This window comes from Paenibacillus lemnae, assembly GCF_012933385.1.
In the GTDB taxonomy this organism is placed as follows: domain Bacteria; phylum Bacillota; class Bacilli; order Paenibacillales; family Paenibacillaceae; genus Paenibacillus_AQ; species Paenibacillus_AQ lemnae.
In genome coordinates, this window is sequence record NZ_JABBPN010000003.1 from 452,990 (window position 1) to 475,791 (window position 22,802).

General features: G+C 49.0%; 18 protein-coding genes, 1 tRNA gene and 1 other annotated feature. Of the genes, 16 read left to right on the top strand and 3 right to left on the bottom strand.

All coding sequences use genetic code 11. The annotated features are described in order from the left end of the window. Positions 1-129: 129 nt before the first annotated feature. From HII30_RS05710 to HII30_RS05720, 3 genes are all read right to left on the bottom strand, one after another. Complete coding sequence (locus HII30_RS05710) at positions 130-2,019, bottom strand: arginine--tRNA ligase (RefSeq protein ID WP_169504020.1); 1,890 nt, start codon at positions 2,017-2,019, stop codon at positions 130-132. A gap of 44 nt (positions 2,020-2,063) precedes the next feature. Continuing rightward, positions 2,064-2,277: a binding site (T-box leader), on the bottom strand. A gap of 46 nt (positions 2,278-2,323) precedes the next feature. Next, complete coding sequence (locus HII30_RS05715; RefSeq protein WP_169504021.1) at positions 2,324-3,091, bottom strand: class I SAM-dependent methyltransferase; 768 nt, start codon at positions 3,089-3,091, stop codon at positions 2,324-2,326. Between the two features lie 479 nt (positions 3,092-3,570). After that, positions 3,571-3,644 (bottom strand) — tRNA-Arg (locus HII30_RS05720). 180 nt (positions 3,645-3,824) lie between these two features. Between HII30_RS05720 and HII30_RS05725 the strand changes: the two genes are divergently transcribed. The 16 genes from HII30_RS05725 to hemB all read left to right on the top strand — a co-directional run bounded on the left by HII30_RS05725 (position 3,825) and on the right by hemB (position 22,766). After that, the gene (locus HII30_RS05725; protein ID WP_246246124.1) at positions 3,825-4,760 is read left to right on the top strand and encodes a hypothetical protein; all 936 of its coding nucleotides are present in this window, start codon (positions 3,825-3,827) and stop codon (positions 4,758-4,760) included. A gap of 139 nt (positions 4,761-4,899) precedes the next feature. After that, on the top strand, positions 4,900-6,228 hold the full coding sequence (gene tig / locus HII30_RS05730; protein ID WP_169504022.1) for a trigger factor: 1,329 nt from the start codon (positions 4,900-4,902) through the stop codon (positions 6,226-6,228). A gap of 285 nt (positions 6,229-6,513) precedes the next feature. After that, positions 6,514-7,104, top strand: coding sequence for an ATP-dependent Clp endopeptidase proteolytic subunit ClpP (clpP, locus tag HII30_RS05735; RefSeq protein ID WP_169504023.1), 591 nt, complete (start codon positions 6,514-6,516; stop codon positions 7,102-7,104). Positions 7,105-7,118: 14 nt separating this feature from the next. Further along, a complete protein-coding gene (clpX, locus tag HII30_RS05740) occupies positions 7,119-8,384 on the top strand; it encodes an ATP-dependent protease ATP-binding subunit ClpX (protein ID WP_169504024.1) in 1,266 nt (421 codons plus the stop codon). Positions 8,385-8,498: 114 nt separating this feature from the next. Continuing rightward, positions 8,499-9,608 carry a flavodoxin-dependent (E)-4-hydroxy-3-methylbut-2-enyl-diphosphate synthase gene (ispG, locus tag HII30_RS05745; RefSeq protein WP_169504025.1) on the top strand — a complete coding sequence of 370 codons (1,110 nt, stop codon included), beginning with the start codon at positions 8,499-8,501 and terminating at the stop codon, positions 9,606-9,608. Between the two features lie 153 nt (positions 9,609-9,761). Continuing rightward, on the top strand, positions 9,762-11,489 hold the full coding sequence (gene lonB / locus HII30_RS05750) for an ATP-dependent protease LonB (RefSeq protein ID WP_169504026.1): 1,728 nt from the start codon (positions 9,762-9,764) through the stop codon (positions 11,487-11,489). Positions 11,490-11,573: 84 nt separating this feature from the next. Beyond that, the gene (lon, locus tag HII30_RS05755) at positions 11,574-13,910 is read left to right on the top strand and encodes an endopeptidase La (protein ID WP_169504027.1); all 2,337 of its coding nucleotides are present in this window, start codon (positions 11,574-11,576) and stop codon (positions 13,908-13,910) included. Between the two features lie 18 nt (positions 13,911-13,928). Next, a complete protein-coding gene (yihA, locus tag HII30_RS05760) occupies positions 13,929-14,519 on the top strand; it encodes a ribosome biogenesis GTP-binding protein YihA/YsxC (protein WP_169504028.1) in 591 nt (196 codons plus the stop codon). A gap of 199 nt (positions 14,520-14,718) precedes the next feature. Next, positions 14,719-15,306, top strand: coding sequence for a non-ribosomal peptide synthetase module (locus HII30_RS05765; RefSeq protein WP_169504029.1), 588 nt, complete (start codon positions 14,719-14,721; stop codon positions 15,304-15,306). Positions 15,307-15,618: 312 nt separating this feature from the next. Continuing rightward, complete coding sequence (gene speD / locus HII30_RS05770) at positions 15,619-16,017, top strand: adenosylmethionine decarboxylase (protein WP_169504030.1); 399 nt, start codon at positions 15,619-15,621, stop codon at positions 16,015-16,017. Between the two features lie 279 nt (positions 16,018-16,296). Continuing rightward, positions 16,297-17,706, top strand: a complete 1,410-nt coding sequence (gene hemA, locus HII30_RS05775) for a glutamyl-tRNA reductase (RefSeq protein ID WP_169504031.1) — start codon at positions 16,297-16,299, stop codon at positions 17,704-17,706. Between the two features lie 14 nt (positions 17,707-17,720). Beyond that, positions 17,721-18,554, top strand: coding sequence for a cytochrome c biogenesis protein CcsA (gene ccsA, locus HII30_RS05780; protein ID WP_169504032.1), 834 nt, complete (start codon positions 17,721-17,723; stop codon positions 18,552-18,554). A 6-nt stretch (positions 18,555-18,560) separates the two neighbouring features. Continuing rightward, positions 18,561-19,208 carry a precorrin-2 dehydrogenase/sirohydrochlorin ferrochelatase family protein gene (locus HII30_RS05785; protein ID WP_169504033.1) on the top strand — a complete coding sequence of 216 codons (648 nt, stop codon included), beginning with the start codon at positions 18,561-18,563 and terminating at the stop codon, positions 19,206-19,208. A 2-nt stretch (positions 19,209-19,210) separates the two neighbouring features. Next, the gene (gene hemC, locus HII30_RS05790; RefSeq protein ID WP_169504034.1) at positions 19,211-20,167 is read left to right on the top strand and encodes a hydroxymethylbilane synthase; all 957 of its coding nucleotides are present in this window, start codon (positions 19,211-19,213) and stop codon (positions 20,165-20,167) included. Between the two features lie 4 nt (positions 20,168-20,171). Beyond that, positions 20,172-21,728 carry a uroporphyrinogen-III C-methyltransferase gene (cobA, locus tag HII30_RS05795; protein ID WP_169504035.1) on the top strand — a complete coding sequence of 519 codons (1,557 nt, stop codon included), beginning with the start codon at positions 20,172-20,174 and terminating at the stop codon, positions 21,726-21,728. Between the two features lie 36 nt (positions 21,729-21,764). Next, on the top strand, positions 21,765-22,766 hold the full coding sequence (gene hemB, locus HII30_RS05800; protein ID WP_169504036.1) for a porphobilinogen synthase: 1,002 nt from the start codon (positions 21,765-21,767) through the stop codon (positions 22,764-22,766). The last annotated feature ends 36 nt before the right edge of the window (positions 22,767-22,802 follow it).

The window sequence follows — 22,802 nt, forward strand, 5'->3', positions numbered from 1 at the left end:
AAAAACAAGCTTATGAAGAAAAATGCATCTGTTTTTATAGAAATAAGCTTGAAAAACAAGCTTATTTGAGGAATCATCGGTAGCGTCAAGAACCTCGCTGAGAGAATCGGGGGTAAGAACCCCGATTCCTTACATGCGCTCAGGTGCAGGCAGCCCCAGCACCTCCAAGGCTTCTCCCAGCGTATTCTTGAAAAGAGCTGTCAACCAGATCCGCAGCTGAAGAACCTCTCCTTCGGATTTGAGTATCGGGCAGGCTGCATAGAAGTGGTTAAATAAAGATGCGAGCTCATAGGCATAGTTGCATAATGCGGTTGGAGATAGTTCTTTAGCAGCCTCAGCAAGTGTGTCGTTCCAGCTGCTCAGATGCCGGAGAAGCGCATGCTCCTGCATTTCGAGTTCTGGTAACATGCCGGGAACAGCCGGAACCGATTCACCAACTCCGGCTTTGCTCAGTACCCGGACGGAACGTGCGTAAGCGTATAGCAGATAGACACCGGTATTTCCGGAAATTTCGGTGGCCTGCTTCAGATCAAATACTACCTCGGTCTGCAGGGCAAATCGAAGCAGATAGTACCGGATGGAAGCTGCCGCGATGTCACGGCTGGAAATTCCGCTTTTGTCGGCACGGGTCTGTTCTATGAATATTTCCACACGACGGATTAACTCGGTCACTTTAATGCCGATTCCCTGACGCCCCGACATGGCATAGGATGCTTTGCCATCTGAGGTGTCAACGTCCAATTCAGCCGCTGCCGCGGGACTGAGGGAGACCACGCCATAACTAACATGCCGCAGTTTCTCAGCTTCCTTTTCAAATCCCAGAACGTTTAAAGCCTGTTTGACCATTTCCTGCGGATACTGCTGTCTGTAATCAATGACGTTGATAACGGCACTCGCTTTGCCAAATGGCTTGGTCTGCCCGTTCCCTCCAGGACTTGTGGTCCACACGTCTTTGGTGAAGCTTTTATAAGTAAAGTCGTTGTGCAGCAGGCCGTACTTCCACAAGTGATAAGCAATATCTTTGGCAGTGTATGTCAAAATCCCGTTCGAGCGGATCAGTACCTTGTCGGTGCTGTGATCCTGTTCGTGGTCAGTAATCTTCGTTTCAGCGTATTCTTCATTGTCTGTTTGCTGTTTTAAAACCCAGCAGCCTGCCAGCTTACCTTCCGCCTCCTGATAAAACAAAGGTGTTTCCTTCAGCAGATCGAAAGCGGAGGACCAGAAGCCTTCTTTTACAATACTGCTCTCCCATACCAGCAAATCATAATCAATACCGAACTGCTTCATTTCTTCCAAATGCTCGCGGACGATCCGCTCCGCAACGACCAGGCCCAGCCACGACTCGTTCTGATGGCCTTCTTCAAGCGCATGCAGCACCTCGGTTCTTTTATGAATAAGCTGCGGATCTTGTGCATAGACCTTGTTAATTCCTGCGTAAACATCCCAGCAGTAATCGCCGAAACGTTCATGATCTCCGGTCATGGGGAGCTGGAGCAGGCCGACAACCGTGTCAGCAAGCTGATTGCCCAGATCATCAATGTAGTTGTGTACTTCGACGTCATACCCGTTTTTACGAAGAAGGCGTACAAGAGTGTCTCCGATGCAGGAATTTCTCAGATGGCCGATATGGGCGGATTTGTTCGGATTAATCGAGGTATGCTCGATGACGACTTTTTCACCGGATGCTTTCGGAAGATCAAAAGAGGTTTGCGCCCAGGCCGCCCAGTCCAGCTTGAAATTGATGAACCCTGGCGGCACGACAGTCGTTTTTTTGACGATCCGGGTGAATTCAGAATTTTGCTCAAGCCCCTCACGGATCTGTTCCGCGATCGTTAATGGCGGTTTACGAAGGATTTTGGCCAGCTGCATGGCAATGTTGGTGGAGTAGTCCCCATGCTGCATATTGGCAGGCTGTTCGATGTTAACATGCCACATGGGCAGCGATTCACCTGAACCCGCCGGCGGCAGCAAGGTTTGAACGGTGCGAAGAATGGATGTTTGTAAAAACTGGCTTAGCATGATAGTTCCTCCCTTTGAAAAATAAAAAAAGCCCTAATCTCTATTAAAGAGACGAGGACTTTAACTCGCGGTACCACTCTTGTTGCTGATCACTTGGATCAGCCGCTCCATACGATAACGGTGTAGGCCGGGATTCCCTACTGCATTCAGAAATCCTTCTCCCGGGTCCGGTTCGTGAGTATACCTGTACCGGCTCCCACTCTCCCGGCTCGCTTGGACATCAATAAGACTCATTACTCTCCCGATCATTGAACATTGATAATTATGATTTTTCATATTACAACCAATCCATTCAAAAAAGCAACTATCTTTTTACAGCTGCAATGCGAAGTCGTTTGTAGTCCGCGTAATAGGTATCGTTTCTCCACAGCAATGGCTTAACTCTTTCGCTGATTTTGTAAAAAGCCTCCTGCTGGTCCTGCTGCTCCATGCCGGTAAAAAGCATGCCTCCGAAATGCTTCAGCCAATGCTGTATCCCGAGTATGCCCTCCGGAAGCGGGGTGGGGCGATCATAATGTACAGCTTTTGTAACATGAAAGCCTGTTTGTTCGAGCAGGTTGGCGTACTGTCCAATGCTTGGAAAATACCATGGGTTACGTTTATCGGCATTGATGCCATAGTCTTCCTGCAGAATATCCCGCGCTGCCTGATAGATAACTTCGACATTGCCTTGACCGCCAAATTCTGCGATCAATCGCCCGCCCGGCTTTAAACAACGATACATTGATGCTGCAGCACTCTTCGTATCCTTCATCCAGTGCAGTGCGGCGTTAGAAAATACAGCATCGTATGAAGTCTCTGTGGTGAAATTCTCGCCGTTACCTTGAAAGAAGTGAAGATGCGGAAATTTCTTCGAAGCATGAGAGACCATCTCCTGTGAAAAATCCATGCCGGTGACGACAGCGCCGGATTTCGAGATTTCATCTGCTAATTCACCGGTACCACAGCCTAAATCGAGAATATACTCACCTTGCTGCGGGGAGAGCCAGTCGATTAATCCTTTTCCGAAGCCAGAGACAAAGGCCATATTCTGGTCATATTCTTCGGGTTTCCACTCATGGGTGCTCTTCATGCGATCGCTCCTTACGAAAGAGTTTTTACCATTATCCACCGTATGTTTTATAAAAAGAAATACTTAGTGACTATGTTGTTGATAGGTTTTAACTATAATTGATCGCTATGATCTCTAACGGACTGTATGTCCGTTAGAGCAGTTCGCGCCTTGGCTCGCCATCACCACAGTCATAAAACACAGAATTCGTAAGATGAGCTGCATACCGCGCATCCCAGAAGGGATGCCGCCTTGCGGGCGAACTGTGAAGTAACCCTATCGAAGCCTATGCCCAGGCGCCCCCAACGGGCTTCTCATCCCCGGACGCAACAAAGCCGCCCATCAACGAGCGGCTTTGTTATGTACGTCCCAGAAGGGATGCCGCCCTTCGGGCGGACTGCGAAGTAACCCTCTCGAAGCCTATGCCCAGGCGCCCCAACGGGCTTCTCATCCCTGGACGCAACAAAGCCGCCCATAAACGGGCGGCTTTGTGATATGTACGTCCCAGAAGGGATTCGAACCCCTGACCGACGGCTTAGAAGGCCGTTGCTCTATCCAGCTGAGCTACTGGGACATGTAATTTTTTCAAGCAGAAAATATCATATCACAAACAGATTAGAAATTCAACAATTATTTTAATAATTAGGCAGTCGGCTGTTCATCCCGGCGCCATACCAAACATGCGAAACACTCAGCGAGCCATCATTTTTTTACACGACAGGGATATGCTATAATCAACAAAAATGAAATCGGCATGAAAGGAGGTGTCCTTATAAAGGACTCCAACTCCCCCAATCAAGAAGATAAAAATATCATCCTGTTTCCGAAAACGCTGGATTACTATCAGATCCAGCTTACCGTTATGCTCGAAAACGAACGTTACGGGGAGGCCAAGGAGCTGCTGGCATTTCTTCTGCAATGTCAGGGTCAGGATGAGCGCCATTATGAAGAATGGCGGTCGCTTCTAAGCTGGCTTGAAGCTGCGTTTCCAACTTCTGTGGAACCCGCCGGACATGAACCGGAAGACGAGGCGGACGAAGCAGAGATGACGCGCCGAATGGTCCAGGATAAGCTCGCCCAGGACGAGGGATATACGGACAAACTGCTGGATACGGTGATGAACGGGCCGCTCACTGAGCAGACGGTACTGGCTCTGGAGCAGCTTGCCTATCTGGAACGACCGGAAGTAGATGAGGCGCTGACTGCCTGGATCAAAGAACAGCCGCTCCATCCGCTGCTGCAGTTCCGCGTTCTGCAGACGTTGAGACGCAGAGGGGTAAGCGGTATGGTGTCTTTAATACGGGGATCGGAAACCGTCAGCGTGGATGTGGAGGAGATTCCACTGGGTCCGGGTGATTATCCGGAAGTGCTGCAGCAAATTTTGCAGCGGGTAGCCGAGAAGACAGAGGTGCATGAACCAACGCTTTTTTATTTTGCACAGGAGCTTTGGTCGCAGTTCATCATGGCTATTTATGGAACGAGCGATTATTATTCTATGCTGGATAATGAGGAGGCTACCCTTGACATATGGGCAGCAGCCCTTCATGATACGGTATCGGAGAGTTTAAAGGGAGTTCGCGACGAAGAGGAGATCCGCAGCCTCTATGGCATAACGGATACGATGCGTTTTCGGTATGAAGGGGCCTATCGTTCTATTAAGCAGTTTGTAGCTGCCGGCATGGACGAATGATCCGGAAAACGCTTTTCGCTCTGATCCTGTAAGGGTTCGCCCTTGAAAAAGAAATTAATGTTGTTTATACTATAGTGGTTATTCGGTACGTGATAATTTATCTGCGCCGACCACGTGAATTTTGGAGGGGAAAGTATAAATGAAAGCAACTTGGGAAAAAATAGAGAAGAACCTTGGCGTTCTTGATGTCGAGGTTGAAGCGGACCGCGTAGCGGCTGCGCTGGACAAAGCTTTTAATAAAGTAGTGAAGAAAGCAAACGTGCCGGGCTTCCGTAAAGGTAAAGTGCCTCGGCCGATTTTTGAAGCACGCTATGGTGTAGAGAGCCTGTATCAGGATGCAATCGATATTCTTCTTCCTGAAGCTTACGGTGAAGCTGTGGACCAAACCGAAATCTTCCCGGTAGATCGTCCGGAGATTGACATCGAGCAGTTTTCCAAAGGCGAATCCTTTAAGTTCAAAGCTAAAGTGATCGTGAAGCCTGAAGTGAAGCTGGGCGATTACAAAGGCGTTGAAGTTGCTGCTGTAACATCAGAAGTAACTGACGAGGAATTGGGTCAGGAACTGGAGCGTATGCAGGAGCGTCATGCTGAGCTGGCTGTCATTGAGGAAGGCCAAGCTCAATCCGGCGATATCGCGGTTATTGACTTTGATGGTTCTGTAGACGGCGAGCCGTTTGAAGGCGGACAAGCTGAACGTTACTCCCTCGAACTGGGAAGCAACAGCTTCATCCCAGGTTTCGAAGAGCAGGTTATCGGAATGGCTACAGGAGACTTCAAAGACGTTGAAGTAACATTCCCGGAAACTTATCATGCTGAAGAGCTGGCTGGAAAAGCAGCAGTTTTCAAAGTGAAAGTTCACGAAATCAAGCGGAAGCAGCTTCCAGAGCTGGATGACGAGTTTGCAAAAGACGTCAGCGAATTCGACACGCTCGAAGAATACAAATCGGACCTGAAAGCTCAGCTTCTGAAACGCAAAGAGCAGGAAGCTCAAGGTGTGCGTGAGAACGAAGCGGTGGAAAAAGCGGCAGCGAACGCTGAAGTTGAAATTCCGGAAGCTATGATTCAATCCGAAGTTCAAAACATGATGCGCGATTTTGATAACCGTCTGCGTCAGCAAGGAATGAACATTGACATGTTCCTCAGCTTCTCCGGACAGTCCAAGTCCGATCTGGAAAATCAGATGAAGGATGATGCCGAGAAACGCGTGCGCAACAACCTGGTTCTGGAGCAAATTGCTAAGGAAGAGAACCTGGAAGTGAGCGAAGAAGATATCAATGAAGAGCTTGGTAATATGGCGGAAACGTACAAGCGTCCTGTTGATGAGATCCGCAGCATTCTGGCTTCGAACGGTTCTTTGGACAGCCTTCGTGAAGAACTGGTTCTCCGCAAAACGATTGATTTGCTGATCGAGAACAGTGTAGAAGGACCTCCAGCACCTAAAGAAGAAGAGACATCTACAGAAGAATAGCAGACTGCAGGCAGACTGCAGTGAAGTGATACGATAAGGCACGTACTCTTGAAGACGTGCCTTATTTTTACCCTCTCACATCCAGATAATGACTAAATATGACACGAAATGGTTTGTGATATTGCGCGAGTTTGCATACATATAAGCTTCAAGACAGACAGGATATATTTCTTTAAGTGTTCATAGAATGTATACATGGTTAAAAAATGACATGACGCTTTGAACGTGTTAGAATAACTTTTGTAACGCTGAAGTATACTTTTTCAAGGAAAAGAGGTTGGTCGCATGAGTCTTGTGCCTATGGTTGTGGAACAAACCAATCGGGGAGAACGTTCTTATGATATTTATTCCCGGTTACTCAAAGATCGCATCATCTTCCTCAGTAATGCGATCGATGACGATGTCGCCAATCTGGTTATGGCCCAGCTGCTTTTTCTGGCTGCGGAAGATCCCGAGAAAGACATCCATCTGTACATCAATTCTCCTGGTGGTTCTGTAACGGCCGGGATGGGTATATATGATACAATGCAATTCATTAAGCCTGATGTATCCACCATTTGTGTCGGTATGGCAGCCAGCATGGGTTCATTACTGCTTACAGCCGGAGCACCAGGCAAGCGTTATGCGCTGCAGAACAGTGAAGTGATGATTCACCAGCCGCTGGGTGGTATTCAAGGTCAGGCCTCTGATATACAAATTCACGCAGACTGGATCATCAAGACTAGGCAGAAACTGAACCGGATCTATGTGGAACGTACAGGTCAACCCCTTGAAAAAATCGAACGCGATACAGACCGCGACTTTTTCATGAGCGCCGAAGAAGCGAAATCCTACGGGATTATCGATGATGTTCTGTCTTCACCGATCAAATCTTAAGAGGTGGTAATAGCATGTTCAAATTTAATGACGACAAAGGGCAGTTGAAATGCTCCTTCTGTGGTAAATCCCAGGAACAGGTCCGTAAACTTGTGGCCGGCCCTGGTGTTTATATATGTGATGAGTGCATTGATTTGTGCTCCGAAATTGTGGAAGAGGAACTCGGCCACGAAGAAGAAGTAGATCTCAAGGATATTCCGAAACCACGCGATATCCGCGACATTCTCGACCAGTATGTCATCGGTCAGGAAGCAGCCAAGAAATCCTTATCGGTTGCCGTATATAATCACTACAAGCGGATTAATACGCAGAACAAGATCGAGGACGTAGAACTGCAGAAAAGTAATATTTTGCTGCTTGGACCTACAGGCTCCGGTAAAACGCTGCTCGCTCAAACGATGGCTAAAATTCTGAATGTACCATTCGCGATTGCGGATGCTACCTCGCTGACTGAAGCAGGTTATGTAGGTGAGGATGTAGAGAATATCCTGCTGAAACTGATTCAGGCTGCTGATTTCGATGTGGAAAAAGCAGAACGCGGCATCATTTATATCGATGAAATCGATAAAGTGGCACGTAAATCCGAGAATCCGTCCATTACCCGTGATGTTTCGGGTGAAGGCGTACAGCAGGCCCTTTTGAAAATACTGGAAGGGACGGTTGCTTCTGTACCTCCACAAGGTGGACGTAAGCATCCGCATCAAGAATTCATTCAAATTGATACCACCAATATCTTGTTTATTTGCGGTGGTGCATTTGATGGATTAGAGCAGTATATCAAACGCCGGATCGGCAAGAAAGTCATCGGTTTTAACTCAACGACGACAGAAGGCCAGAAAGAACTCAAAGCCGGAGAATATCTGACGATGGTTCTCCCGGAAGACCTGCTGAAATTCGGTTTGATTCCGGAATTCGTGGGACGTTTACCGGTTATTTCCACATTGGAGCCTTTGGATGAGCAGACGCTGGTACGGATCTTGTCCGAACCGAAGAACGCTTTGACAAAACAGTACCAGAAGCTGCTGGAGCTGGATAATGTCAATCTCAAGTTCGAGCAGGAGGCACTTCAAGCCATTGCGCGTGAGGCGATCAAACGAAACACCGGAGCCCGGGGACTTCGCTCGATCATTGAAGGCATTATGCTTGAACTGATGTATGAAGTACCTTCACGTGATGATATTACAGACTGTGTCATCACGGAACAAGTAGTTCAGGACAAAGTCGTACCTGAGCTTCAAAACAACAGCAGTGATGACAAGAAACAAGAAGAGAGTGCCTGAACCGGCAGCCCTCTGAAATAAATTTTGGCGACCATTTCTCCACTCCGTTACCGGTACCTTTAAGGCTTCCGTTAGCGAAGTGGAGCTTTGGCGTTATATGGGAGAGATTGATCCATGTTTTTGAGACAGGACACACGGCCCGTAAAAGTGGGGAATCTCACAATTGGCGGCAGCAATGAAGTCATCATCCAAAGCATGTGCACGACCAAAACAGCAGATGTAGAAGCGACAGTTGCTGAAATACTGCGCTTGGAAGAAGCCGGATGCCAAATTGTGAGAGTCACAGTCAATAATGAAGAAGCAGCTGATGCCATCAAGGAAATCAAGAAGCGGATTCATATTCCACTGGTTGCAGATATTCACTTCAACTACAAGCTGGCGCTGGCCGCTATTGAGAACGGCATTGATAAGGTCCGTATCAATCCAGGAAATATCGGCAAACGTTCTAAAGTAGAGGAAGTTGTCAAGGCTTGCAAAGCGAAAGGGATTCCGATTCGGATCGGTGTGAATGCAGGCTCTCTGGAGAACCACCTTCTGGAGAAATACGGTTATCCTACCCCGGAGGCTATGGTGGAGAGTGCGCTGTATCATATCGGCATTCTGGAAGAGCTTGATTTTCACGATATTATCGTATCGCTTAAAGCTTCCGATGTTCCGATGGCTATCGCTGCATATACTAAAGCTGCGGAAGTTATTCCTTATCCGCTGCACCTTGGTATTACGGAGGCAGGTACGCTGTTCTCGGGCACGATTAAAAGCGCGGCAGGACTGGGAGCGCTGCTGTCCATGGGAATTGGAAGCACCGTGCGGATTTCCCTGAGTGCTGATCCTGTAGAAGAAATCAAAGTGGGCCGGGAGCTCCTGAAAACCTTTGGTTTAATCTCGGATGCACCGACGCTCATATCCTGCCCGACCTGTGGTCGCCTGGATATTGATCTGTTTGCTATTGCAGGTGAGGTCGAGGAGTACATCTCCAAATTGAAGGTTCCTATCAAAGTATCGGTGCTCGGATGCGCCGTGAATGGACCTGGTGAAGCCCGGGAAGCGGATATTGGCATAGCCGGGGCCCGTGGTGAAGGGCTGCTGTTCCGGTATGGGGAAATGATCCGGAAAGTGCCTGAAGAGATTATGGTGGACGAACTCAAAAAAGAGATTGACCACATTGTGAAAGTCTATGAGGAAACGGGTGAAATCCCGGGACGGAAGCATAAATTAGGTGTGTAATGTACATGAGTTTTCGAAAAGTCGTTGATACGGGGGATCTCCGTTCAGCGGCTTTTTTTTCGCGTTTCCTTTTACCTTCTGAATAAACAGGCAATACTAGCATGTATTAAAAGCTGTATATCAGAAATATTGGTGAAACGGGAGGAATTACTCATGAATTTCAATGTGATTATCATGCTGGTTCAATTGTTTTTTGCCGTCATTATCGGCGTTTATTTTTGGAATCTCCTCAGAGGACAAAAGACGAGCAAAACGGCGGTAGACCGTGAATCTCGCAAAGAGCTGGATAAGCTGCGCAAACTGCGTTCGATCACACTGACGAAACCACTGGCGGAGAAGACCCGGCCTCAGAGTATGGGGGATATTGTAGGCCAGAAAGACGGTCTGCGTGCACTGAAAGCAGCACTGTGCAGCAGTAATCCCCAGCACGTTATTGTATACGGACCACCTGGGGTGGGTAAGACGGCTGCGGCAAGAGTTGTGCTGGAAGAAGCCAAGAAAAACCCGGAATCTCCTTTTAAATATGACGCCAAGTTTACCGAGATTGATGCAACAACTGCCCGGTTTGATGAAAGAGGCATTGCGGATCCATTAATAGGTTCGGTACATGATCCGATATATCAAGGCGCGGGAGCGATGGGTGTGGCGGGTATTCCGCAGCCAAAGCCAGGGGCAGTGACCAAGGCGCATGGCGGAATTTTATTTGTGGATGAAATCGGGGAATTGCACCCCATTCAGATGAATAAACTGTTAAAGGTGCTTGAAGACCGCAAGGTGCTTTTGGAAAGTGCCTACTATAATTCAGAGGATGCCAACACGCCAGCATACATTCACGATATTTTTCAAAATGGACTTCCTGCGGACTTTCGCCTGGTTGGAGCAACGACCCGCTCCCCTGATGAAATTGCCCCTGCCCTGCGTTCCCGCTGTATGGAGATCTTTTTCCGGCCTTTACTGCCAGAGGAGATTGGACGTATTTCGGAGGATGCGATACACAAAATTGGGCTCCAGCCTTCACCGGAAGCGGTTGAAGTTGTGAAACGTTACTGCACAAACGGCCGTGAGGCTGTGAACATGATTCAACTGGCCGGCGGTCTGGCGCTCACCGAGAAGAGGGAGACGCTCAGTGCTGTTGATGTCGAATGGGTAGCGAGCAGCAGCCAGCTGCAGCCTAGACCAGATCGGAAAATTCCGGAGCATCCTCAAGTAGGATTTGTCAATGGTCTGGCAGTTTATGGACCCAATATGGGCGCTTTGCTGGAAATTGAAGTGTCCGCTGTGCGTGCGGAAAAAGGCCGTGGTACCTATAACATTACCGGTGTGGTTGATGAGGAAGAGCTGGGAGGGGGGGCACGAAAACTGCGCCGCAAAAGTATGGCCAAAGGGTCTGTGGAGAATGTATTGACGGTGCTGGGCTTCATGGGCTTTCAGCCGAAGGATTATGATCTGCATATCAATTTTCCCGGCGGTACACCGATTGACGGACCTTCTGCGGGCATTGCAATGGCTACGGCGATTGTATCGGCGATCAAAGGTGTCCCTGTGGATAATAAACTGGCTATGACCGGAGAAATCAGTATCCATGGAAAAGTTAAACCCATCGGAGGCGTGATTGCCAAGGTAGAAGCGGCTTTTCAGGCAGGAGCTACCACGGTGATTATACCCAAAGATAACTGGCAGACCTTGTTCCAGGATCTGAATGGCCTGCGCGTGATTCCGGTAGAGTCGGTGGATGAAGTGTTTGCTCAAGTCTTTAAGGGGGATGTCACTGCAGACGTTCATCTCATGCCGCAGGCCGAGTCTTTTCCGTCTGCCTCAGCAGCGCTGCTGCAGGCTACGCCGCCGCGTCCGGGACAAATTACCGATGCAGGAACGTGTTAGACGCCGCTGTATTGGTTTTTTATACGAACATTTGATAAAATAGGATTCGTGTCAACATTGAGAGCCATTGGAGGTGTGAAAGCGATGGGACCCCATAAATCGAAAGGTCGTCGTTTTCCTTTGCTGCCTTTACGAGGACTTCTTGTCTATCCAAGCATGGTGCTCCATCTGGATGTCGGTAGGGAAAAATCGGTGAAGGCTTTAGAAAAGGCGATGGTCGAAGATAATCTGATTCTCCTTTGTTCTCAATCGGAAGTGAACATTGAAGAGCCTACACAAGATGATATTTTTAGAATCGGAACGGTCGCCAATGTGAGGCAAATGCTAAAGCTTCCGAACGGTACCATACGCGTTCTTGTAGAAGGTATGGAACGTGCGGAGATTATTGAATATACGGACAATGAGGATTTTTATGAAGTCATTGCCCGCGAGCTGCCAGAAGAAGAGAGTGATAATTCCGAGATCGCTGCACTGATGCGAACGGTTCTTGGGCAGTTTGAAAACTATATAAACCTCTCCAAGAAAGTAACACCGGAAACGCTCGCAGCGGTTTCAGATATCGATGAGCCCGGCCGCCTCGCGGATGTGATCACGAGCCATCTTTCCCTGAAAATCAAAGATAAGCAGGAAATCCTCGAAACCATCGATGTTCATAAACGTTTAGAGAAACTGCTGGATATCCTGAACAATGAACGCGAAGTGCTGGAGCTCGAACGGAAAATTAACCAGCGTGTGAAGAAGCAGATGGAGAAGACCCAGAAGGAGTACTACCTTCGGGAGCAGATGAAGGCGATTCAGAAAGAGCTGGGTGATAAAGAAGGCCGTGCCGGCGAAGTGGAAGAGCTGCGCACGCAGCTTCAGGATCTTGAATTACCGGAGCCTGTACGTGAAAAGGTGGAAAAAGAGATCGACCGCCTGGAGAAAATGCCGGCCAGTTCGGCAGAAGGCGGAGTCATCCGTAACTATGTGGATTGGCTGCTCACACTTCCGTGGACGGTGGAAACGGAAGATGACCTGGATATCAAGAAGGCCGAACAGATTCTGGATGAGGATCATTACGGTCTGGATAAACCGAAAGAGCGCGTGCTGGAGTATCTGGCCGTTCAGAAGCTTGTCAAAAAACTGAAAGGCCCCATCCTTTGTCTTGTCGGGCCTCCAGGCGTTGGTAAAACCTCGCTCGCCCGCTCGATCGCACGTTCACTGGAACGTAAGTTTGTCCGGATTTCCCTCGGCGGCGTACGGGATGAAGCTGAGATTCGCGGTCACCGCCGTACGTACGTAGGCGCGATGCCGGGCCGAATTGTACAGGGGATGAAAACGGCAGGCTCACGCAACCCGGTCTTTCTCCTGGATGAAATCGACAAGATGGCCAGTGATTTCAGAGGTGATCCGGCTTCTGCACTGCTGGAGGTACTGGATCCTGAACAAAACAATACGTTTAGTGATCATTTCATTGAGGTTCCGTTCGATCTCTCTCAAGTGATGTTTGTAACGACAGCGAATGCGCTGCACAATATTCCGCGTCCTCTGCTGGACCGGATGGAAGTGCTGTATATTCCGGGTTATACGGAGCTGGAGAAGCTTCAGATCGCCGCACGCTATCTGCTGCCCAAGCAGAAGCGGGATCATGGTCTTGAACCGGAACAGCTCGAGCTGGAGGAGCCTGCCCTGCTTAGAGTGATTCGTGAGTATACCCGCGAATCCGGTGTGCGGAATCTGGAGCAGCAGATCGCTGCACTGTGCCGGAAATCGGCCAAACAAATCGTAACCGATGAATTGAATGTGATTACAATCGCAGAAGAAGATGTGAAAGACTATCTGGGTGTTCCAAAATTCCGATATGGAATGGCCGAGCTTGAAGATCAGATCGGCAGCGTGACAGGACTTGCGTGGACGGAAGTCGGCGGAGATACGCTGACGGTTGAAGTCACCGTAGTACCCGGATCCGGGAAGCTGACATTGACCGGCAAACTGGGGGATGTTATGAAAGAGTCCGCTCAGGCGGCATTCAGCTACACCCGGTCCAAGGCGGAAGTGCTGGGTATCCAGAACGATTTTCATGAGAAGCTGGATGTTCATATTCACGTTCCCGAAGGTGCCATTCCGAAAGACGGCCCTTCTGCAGGCATAACCATTGCAACTGCACTGATCTCAGCCCTGACGAAACGTCATGTTGCACGGGAAGTTGCCATGACAGGTGAGATTACGCTGCGTGGACGCGTACTGCCGATCGGCGGTTTGAAGGAGAAATCCCTCGCTGCCCATCGTGCCGGCTACAAAAAAATTCTGCTCCCGAAAGACAATGAGCGGGATTTACGCGATATTCCGGACAGTGTAAAGAATGATGTTGAATTTATACCGGTCTCCCATATGGACCAGGTACTCCAGCATGCTTTAGTTGAACAGGCTGGAGTACATTAGAGAGGAATTGCTGCCATCATGAAAGTGAATCAAGCCGAATTTGTAATCAGCGCCGTACGTCCTGAACAATATCCTGATGACGCCTTGCCGGAGATTGCTCTGGCAGGGCGTTCCAATGTTGGGAAATCCTCGCTGATCAACCGATTAATTGCACGGAAAAACCTAGCCCGGACAAGCTCGACGCCCGGGAAAACCCAGCATTTGAATTATTATCGTATTAATGACGAAATCTATTTTGTCGATGTTCCTGGTTACGGTTATGCCAAGGTGTCCAAGACCCAGCGGGCTGAGTGGGGAGCGATGATTGAGAGGTACATGCTGGAACGCGTGGGACTCAAGCTCGTGCTGCTCGTGGTAGATTTGCGGCACCCGCCATCAAAAGATGATATCAGCATGTATGAGTGGCTGCAGCATTATAACCGGCCAATCTGTGTCGTTGCGACCAAGGCGGATAAAATTCCGCGAAGCCGATGGCAGAAGCATATAAAGGTTGTTAAGGAAACGCTGAATTTTCGTCAAGAGCATCAGCTTGTGATGTTTTCATCCGAGACCGGGATGGGTAAAGATGAGTTGTGGAGCATTATTCAGTCATATACTCATGAAACCTGAATCTTTTTATCACATACCGCAGGGAAACGGTGAATTTGTGATGGGATGATGAGAATCTCATTGAAATTCTTGTGAAGATGGAAGCTAAAAGCGGTTTTTTATGAAATATGCTGTTTAATCTCAATTGGATGACAAGAAAACCTTTGGCGTCTGCTGTATAATGGACGTAAGGATTGTTAAAAGAATTGAGGAGATTTTTATGGCTCATAAGATAGCCACAGAATACGTTAACGCCACCATGCAAATGACGGATGTTCAAATGGATCAATTTCTCCACGGCACCACAGCAGCCCAGTTTAATATACGGGTGAAAGTGGTTGATGGCGGAGGGCATGAATTTATGCTCGAAGATGAAAGCGGTGAAGAAGTTCATTTGCCCTTTGAACGCAAAAATGGCCTGTACATCTGTGCGTTGTCGTGCCGACTGGTGACCCCTGGGCTTACGAATGCGGTGCGCAAACTGTTTGCTGCATTTAAAGGCAGCGGCAGGGTGAATCGGATTTATCGAGGGTTTACCATGAGCTATGACTATTTTGACGGCACAGTACAGCGTATTGCCCAGCTGACTGACGGGGACTGCAGCCTGGTGTATCAGCATAAGGATACAGTAGGGGAACTGCAGCGTTTGTTTGACAATCACGCAACAGAAAGGGAAATCGAATGTATTCAGGGACGCATTAATGATCTTTTGGATCAGCGCCTGCTGACGTCATCGCTTTCCGAAATTCAATGCATCGACGAACAGCTGCGGAATTATAACCAGCGTTTATTCATATTAGAAGCTTAAGCACCATTTCAGGTCTTCCGGATTCCGGAAGGCTTTTTTGTTTGGATAATTTTTTTGTGAATCGGTGTATCAGCATGCCTGGCTGCCTCATATGCTGATCTGTAAAATATTTATCGCTATAATTTTCAAAAATGTATTGCAATTCGCCGTCATAGATGTTATTTTTAATCTCGTTGAAAAGAATATAGGAACCAGGATTCACTCAGGACATGTAATGTTGCGAGAGATTATTCCCTCGGGAAGTGAATGACGTAGGTCCTAGCGGATGAAATTTTTCAAACATTTTATTCCTAGGAAGGGGGAAACCGGAAGATGGAATACTCAACTTTCGGAAGACACGTTGCTGTTGATACTTGGGGAGTCGACTTCGAACTACTGAACAATGCTGAATACTTGCAGACTCAGATGGTGGAAGCTGCTGAAGCCTGCGGAGCAACGGTAATGTCCGTCCAGTCCAAGCAATTTGAACCACAAGGTGCAACGGTGCTTGTGCTGTTGTCGGAAAGCCATCTCTCTATTCACACTTACCCTGAGAGAGGTTTTGCTGCAATTGACTGTTATACCTGCGGAGAGACTGTAGATCCGCAATTGGCAATTGATTACCTGGTATCCGCTTTGAAGCCTGAAAAGTGTTATGCGAAGAAGCTTGTCCGCGGTTTGGGCGAATTGACTGTTGAAACACCCGAGATGAAGCAGGTTGAATTGGTGTAAATCACCGTACCGCATGTGTATACTGATAACCATGGAATCCTCCATGGTTATTTATTTTATAAGGGACTGTATGCTCCTACTGATCTTTGTATAGATCTATTTGATAAATAACACAATATAAAGGATCAGTGTGTGTGAAGATTCCTCATGAAGAATATGGGGAGTTCATGAACATTTCATAAAAGGGACAGGTCCGTTCGACAACCTATGATATAATTATTTCATAGTTACCGGATATCATCAGACATTTTTAATAACCTTTAGGCAGGTGAACATGAAATGCACATCGTCGTTGTTGGATTGAACTATCGCACAGCGCCTGTCGCGGTGAGAGAGCGGTTTACCTTTTCGGAGCAGGATCTTTCCGAGGCGCTTTCACTGCTGAAGTCGACCAAGAGCGTACTGGAGGGCGTCATTGTCGCTACCTGCAACCGTACCGAGATTTATGTAGTGGTCGACCGTCTTCATATGTGCGGATATTTTATCCGCAGCTTTATGGAGCAATGGTTCGGAATCAAACGCGAAGACTTTACAAAACATTTATATATATACGAAGATGAGCAGGCGATTTCCCATTTGTTCAAAGTGACCTGCGGACTGGACTCCATGGTCATCGGAGAAACACAGATTCTAGGTCAGGTGCGTAATGCCTTTCTGAAATCACAAGAAGAAAAGGCAACCGGAACTTGGTTTAACATGCTGTTCAAACAAGCCGTTACGCTAGGGAAGCGTGCTCACTCGGAAACCTCGATCGGAGAAAGTGCAGTTTCAGTAAGCTATGCTGCGGTTGAGCTGGGAAAACGTATTTTCGGAGTGTTCCATAACAAGAAAGTGATGATCCTGGGCGCCGGCAAAATGAGTGAGCTCACGGTCAAACATCTGTATGCGAACGGAGCAGCTGAGGTCATTGTAGCCAACCGGACGCTCGCCCGTGCGGAAGAGCTGGCTGGAAAGTTCAAAGGTACACCCTGCACCATTACCGAGGCCATGAAGCGGCTGGATGATGTGGATATTGTCATCAGTTCGACCGGAGCCAATGATTATGTGCTTCGTCCCACCATGGTTAAGGAAAGTATGCTGAAACGTCAATCCAGACCTCTCTTTATGATTGATATCGCTGTACCTCGTGATATTGACCCCGCTGTAGGTGAGGTTCAGAACGTGTTCTTGTATGACATTGATGACCTGGAAGGTATTGTTGAGAGCAATATGGAGATGCGCCGGGCAGAGGCGGCCAAGATCGAGAAGATGATCGAAGAGGAAATGGATCATTTCCATAACTGGCTCAGAACGCTCGGTGTAAGACCGGCAATTCGTGCACTTCAAGACAAGTCCAGTGTTATTTACGAGGAAACGCTCGAAAGCATGTTCAACAAACTGCCGGAACTTGACGAGCGTCAGCGTAAAGTGATCCGCCGTCTGACCAAGAGCATCGTTAACCAGATGATGCATGATCCGATTAACCGGATCAAGGAAATGACAGGCGGCAAGCAGTCAGCAGAAGCACTGGATTATTTCACCCAAATTTTTGCTTTGGAGGAAATGGTACAGGAAAGTGAACAGGGATCGCAGCGCAGAGTACAGAACAAACCAGCAGTCCTGGGAACAGAAAGCGTGCCTGCACCTGAAGATCAGCAGCCCAAGGAGCGGAAAACGGTTCAAGCCTCATTTGCTCCTGCCGCGCTGTAAGGCGGTGAGTAATCATGCCGCTGAATTTAATTTATGATATCGGCATTTATATCTATGCCCTGAGCCTACTGTTTTACATTTCGGATTGCGTTTACCGCAGTCGGACAGCGAAGCGGACAGGCGCAGGGCTTCTTGTCGTTGCGGCCTTAGGACAGATTATAGTGGTGAGTATGAGGCTGTTTGGCGCCTCTGCGCTCCCGGTGTTAACCACATTTGACTTTTTACTGTTCTGTTCACTCAGCCTGAGTATCACTTCACTGGTACTATCTTTTATCAAAAGGGCGGATCTTGCTCCTGCCCTGCTCAGTGTAGCAGGTTTTAGTGTGACCGTTCTGAACCGCATGCTGCTGACGACCGAGTTTAAGCCGCTGGAGATGTGGGGGATGTGGTATACCGCCAAAGGGCTGCTTGTGCTGCATATTACACTGGCCAGCATCAGTTTCACCTCATTAATGGTCGGAGCGGTATTTGCAGGCATGTATTTGTTTCTGCACAGTCGTCTCAAACATAAGAAATGGAATGATTTAATCCGACGACTGCCGAGTCTGGAGATGCTGGATAAATACTCTTATGCTGCCATTCTGTTTGGAATCGTACTGCTTGTCCTGTCTTTGAGCATCGCTGTAGTTTCCTTGATTCGGGAGGGTCAGGTACTTCTTCTTGGAGATCTGAAGGTCATTACCACCTTTATTGTGCTTTGTGTATATTTGAACTACTTTGTCAGACGAACTATACAGCAGCGGTCTGGACTGGAAACAGCCAGGTGGGCTTTGATCGGTCTGGCATTTATAGTATTGAATTTTCTGCTGAATGCCTGGTCCGGATTTCATGGTTGGTCGGGAGTGTGATGTAACATGGTTCGATATGTCCCTGTTATGCTGAATTGCGAAGGACAGCGCTGTATTATATTCGGCGGTGGTTCGGTGGCTGAGCGTAAGGCAGGCAGCCTTCATCAGGCCGGAGCCTCCGTACATATTATTAGTCCCCAGCTCACTCCGGGACTTTCAGCCATGGCGGCTTCCGGAGATGTAGCCTGGACATCCAGATTATACAGAGAAGGCGACCTTCAGGGAGCCTTTTTGGTGTATGCAGCTACCGGGCAGGAAGACATCAACGAGGAGATTGCCTCCGAGGCGCGCCGTTTGGGGATTATGGTAAATGTAGCTCATCGCGGTGAGAGCGGAGACTTTATCAGCCCTGCTGTGCTGAGGCGCGGACGGCTTACCCTTGCGGTTTCGACCGCGGATGCGGGACCTTTGGCGTCGCTTCATGTATGCAGAAGGCTTTCAGAAGAGTTTGGAGAAACCTTTGATGCCTATCTGGAGTTTATGTCTCAGATGAGGACGATCATCAAGGATAAGATTGAGACACCATCGACCCGTCATCGCTTGTTACGCAAATTATATGAGCAGGATTTTTTGCGTGATATGGAACAAGGTGTTTTTACGCCATGGAGCATGGATCAAATAGATGAATGGATTACTTACAATCAGGAGGATTAGGCATGCGGACAATTGTGGTAGGAAGCAGACAAAGCGCACTGGCGCTGACCCAGACCGGGCAAGTGATTGATGATTTGACCCGGCTGGCTGAAGAACACGGACTGAACTACAGGTTCGAAGTTAAGAAGATTGTAACCAAAGGAGACCGTATCCTGGATGTCACCTTGTCCAAGGTAGGGGGTAAGGGGCTGTTTGTCAAAGAGATCGAACAGGCTCTGCTTGATGGCGGCATTGATATGGCCGTACACAGCATGAAGGACATGCCATCTGTTCTTCCGGAAGGCCTTACGACGGGTGCGGTGCCAAAACGCAAGGATCCCAGAGATTGTCTGATCTCGTTGATCGCGGGCAGCCTGGACGAACTGCCGCAGGGAGCGAAGGTCGGTACAAGCAGCCTGCGCCGCTCGAGCCAGCTTAAAGCATACCGGCCGGATCTGCATATTGAATGGATTCGTGGCAATATCGACTCTCGTCTGCGCAAGCTGGAAAGCGGTGAATACGATGCCATAATTCTGGCGACTGCGGGTCTGCAGCGTATGGGCTGGGAAGACAAAATTACGGCATATTTGCCGACAGAGATATGTCTGCCAGCCGTAGGGCAGGGCGCTCTGGGTATTGAATGCCGACAAGAGGATGCTGATCTGCTGCATCTGCTCTCGCTGTACAATGACACCGAAACAGCGCTCACCGTTGCAGCAGAGCGCAAATACTTGTATGAGCTCAACGGTGGCTGTCAGGTGCCAATTGGAGCCCATGCCGTTCTGAAACATGAACCTGCCGGCTATTCTCAGACCGGGCAAAACATTATACAATTAACCGGAATGGTAGGTTCTCCTGAAGGAGATGTGATTTTAAAGGAGTCTTCTGAGGGAACCGAGCCGGAATCTCTGGGCATTGCCGTAGCTGAAAAGCTAAAAGCCGGAGGTGCCGAGGAGATATTGTCACAAGTTAGGGGATGATAGGATGGCGGGCAAGGTTTATCTGGTGGGAGCGGGTCCTGGCGACGCACGTTTGATTACGATTAAAGGCAGAGACTGTCTGGAGAAGGCAGATGCTGTCGTTTATGATCGGCTGGCTTCACCCCGGCTGCTGAGATGGCTAAAGCCTGGAGCCCAGAAGATCTATGTCGGGAAGCTTCCGGACAGGCACACCATGAAGCAGGAAGAAATCAACCGTCTCCTTGTAGATCTCGCTCTTGAGGGGAAGACCGTGGTGCGGTTAAAAGGTGGAGATCCCACCATATTTGGAAGGGTAGGCGAGGAAGCGGAGTTGCTATACCAGAATGGCATCTCCTTTGAGATTGTCCCTGGGATCACGTCATCGATCAGCGTTCCCGCTTATGCCGGCATTCCGGTAACACACCGGGATTTGGCTTCTTCTTTATCCATCATTACCGGACACGAAAGTCCGGACAAGCTGGATCGGATGATTCAGTGGGATAAAGTAACCCATGCTACGGGGACACTCATTTTTATGATGGGTGTAGCCAAGATCGGTTACATCAGCCGTCAGCTGATTGATCACGGAAGATCACCGGAAACCCCGGTTGCGCTGATTCGATGGGGTACAAGGGCTGAGCAGGATACGATTACCGGAACGCTGCAGGATATCGAGAGTAAAGTCACAGCAGCGGGCTTTCAGCCGCCGGCTGTCATCGTCGTCGGTGAGGTGGTCCTGCAGCGCAAGCATCTGAAATGGTCAGAGCAGCTCCCGCTCTTTGGCAAAAGAATTCTGGTCACACGATCTCGAAGCCAGGAAAGCGCCTTGGTGAAGCAGATTGAGGAACTGGGCGGTGAGCCTTACGAGTTTCCTGTCATTGAAACCGTCATGCCGTCTTCGGATGCCAGGCTTGCTGAAATCCGGCAGACCATGGAACGTCTGGAACGGTATGACTGGGTGTTTTTTACAAGCGTTAACGGTGTGGACTTCTTTTTCCGTCATCTGAATACATTCGGGCACGACATCCGTTCTTTGGCAAAAGCCAGGATTGCGGCGGTGGGTCCGGCAACCGGAGCCGCGCTGCGGGAACGGGGCATTTCTGCTGAAATTCTTGAAAGCCATTTTCAAGCTGAAGGTCTGATAGAAGCATTCGGCAGCGAGTTGACACAAGGCCAGTCTGTTCTGCTTCCCAGAGGAGACCTGGCCAGAGACTGGCTTCCTGGACAGCTGAGCACGATGGGGCTTCATGTTACGGACCTTGTAACTTATGAAACAATCCTGCCCGTGGAGCAGGATGACGAACTCCTGAGACTGCTGAACGAAGGCGGCATACATGCTGTGACCTTTACCAGTTCTTCTACAGTAACGAATCTGCTTGCCCTGATCCAACGAATGGGGGACAGAGATCCGGTTCAGCTGCTGCAGCACGCAGCTGCGGCCTGCATTGGACCCGTAACTGCCGAGACGGCTCGTCAAGCAGGCCTTCAGGTATCCGTACTTGCAAAAGAAGCCACCATGTACAGTCTGGTGGAGGCACTTTGTGAGTGGAATAAGGACGAGCCGAGACGGTTTCGTGATTGACACAGCCAATGAACAATACAACATGGAGGGGATAACATGAGTTTTCCAATCGTAAGACACCGCCGTCTGCGCCGGACTGCTGCCATGCGCAGTATGGTCCGGGAGACGGTGCTGAACATAGAAGATCTGATTCAGCCGGTATTTATCAGCTATGGCAGCGGGGTGAAGAATGAGATCACTTCCATGCCGGGAGTGTTCCAGTTTTCGCTGGATACCTTGAAACCCGAGATTGATGAGATTGTTTCGCTGCGAATCCCGGCAGTTCTGCTGTTTGGCATTCCGGAAAGCAAGGATGGCATCGGCTCCTCTGGATTTGCAGATAACGGTATTGTGCAGGAAGCGACCAGACTCATCAAATCGTGGTACCCTGATCTTATGGTTATTGCAGATACTTGTCTCTGTGAGTTTACCGACCATGGTCATTGCGGTATGGTGCATACCTTTGAGCGTGACGGTCATACCTGCGGCGATGTGATGAATGACGAATCTTTGGAGCTGCTTGCCCGTACTGCAGTTTCCCAGGCAAAAGCCGGTGCTGATATCATTGCACCCTCCAATATGATGGACGGTTTTGTGCAGGCCATCCGCTCTGCGCTGGATGACGAGGGTTTTGAACATATTCCGATTATGTCTTACTCTGTAAAATATGCTTCCGCATTTTATGGCCCGTTCCGCGATGCGGCTGATTCTGCACCGCAGTTCGGTGACCGCAAAACATACCAGATGGACCCTGCCAATGTGCGAGAGGCGCTGCGGGAAGCCGAGAGCGATGTGCTGGAAGGTGCAGACATGCTTATGGTGAAGCCGGCTCTTGCTTATCTGGATATCGTACGTCTGCTGCGCGACCAATTCGATCTTCCGCTCGTCACTTACAATGTGAGCGGTGAATATTCCATGGTCAAGGCGGCTGCCATGCAGGGATGGATCAACGAGAAAGCCATCGTCATGGAAATGCTGACCGGCATGAAGCGTGCAGGTTCGGATATGATCATTACGTATTTTGCTAAAGATGCAGCAGGCTGGATCAAGGACCGTTAAACAGCAACTGTCATTGGACAGATAGGAGTGTCGAGA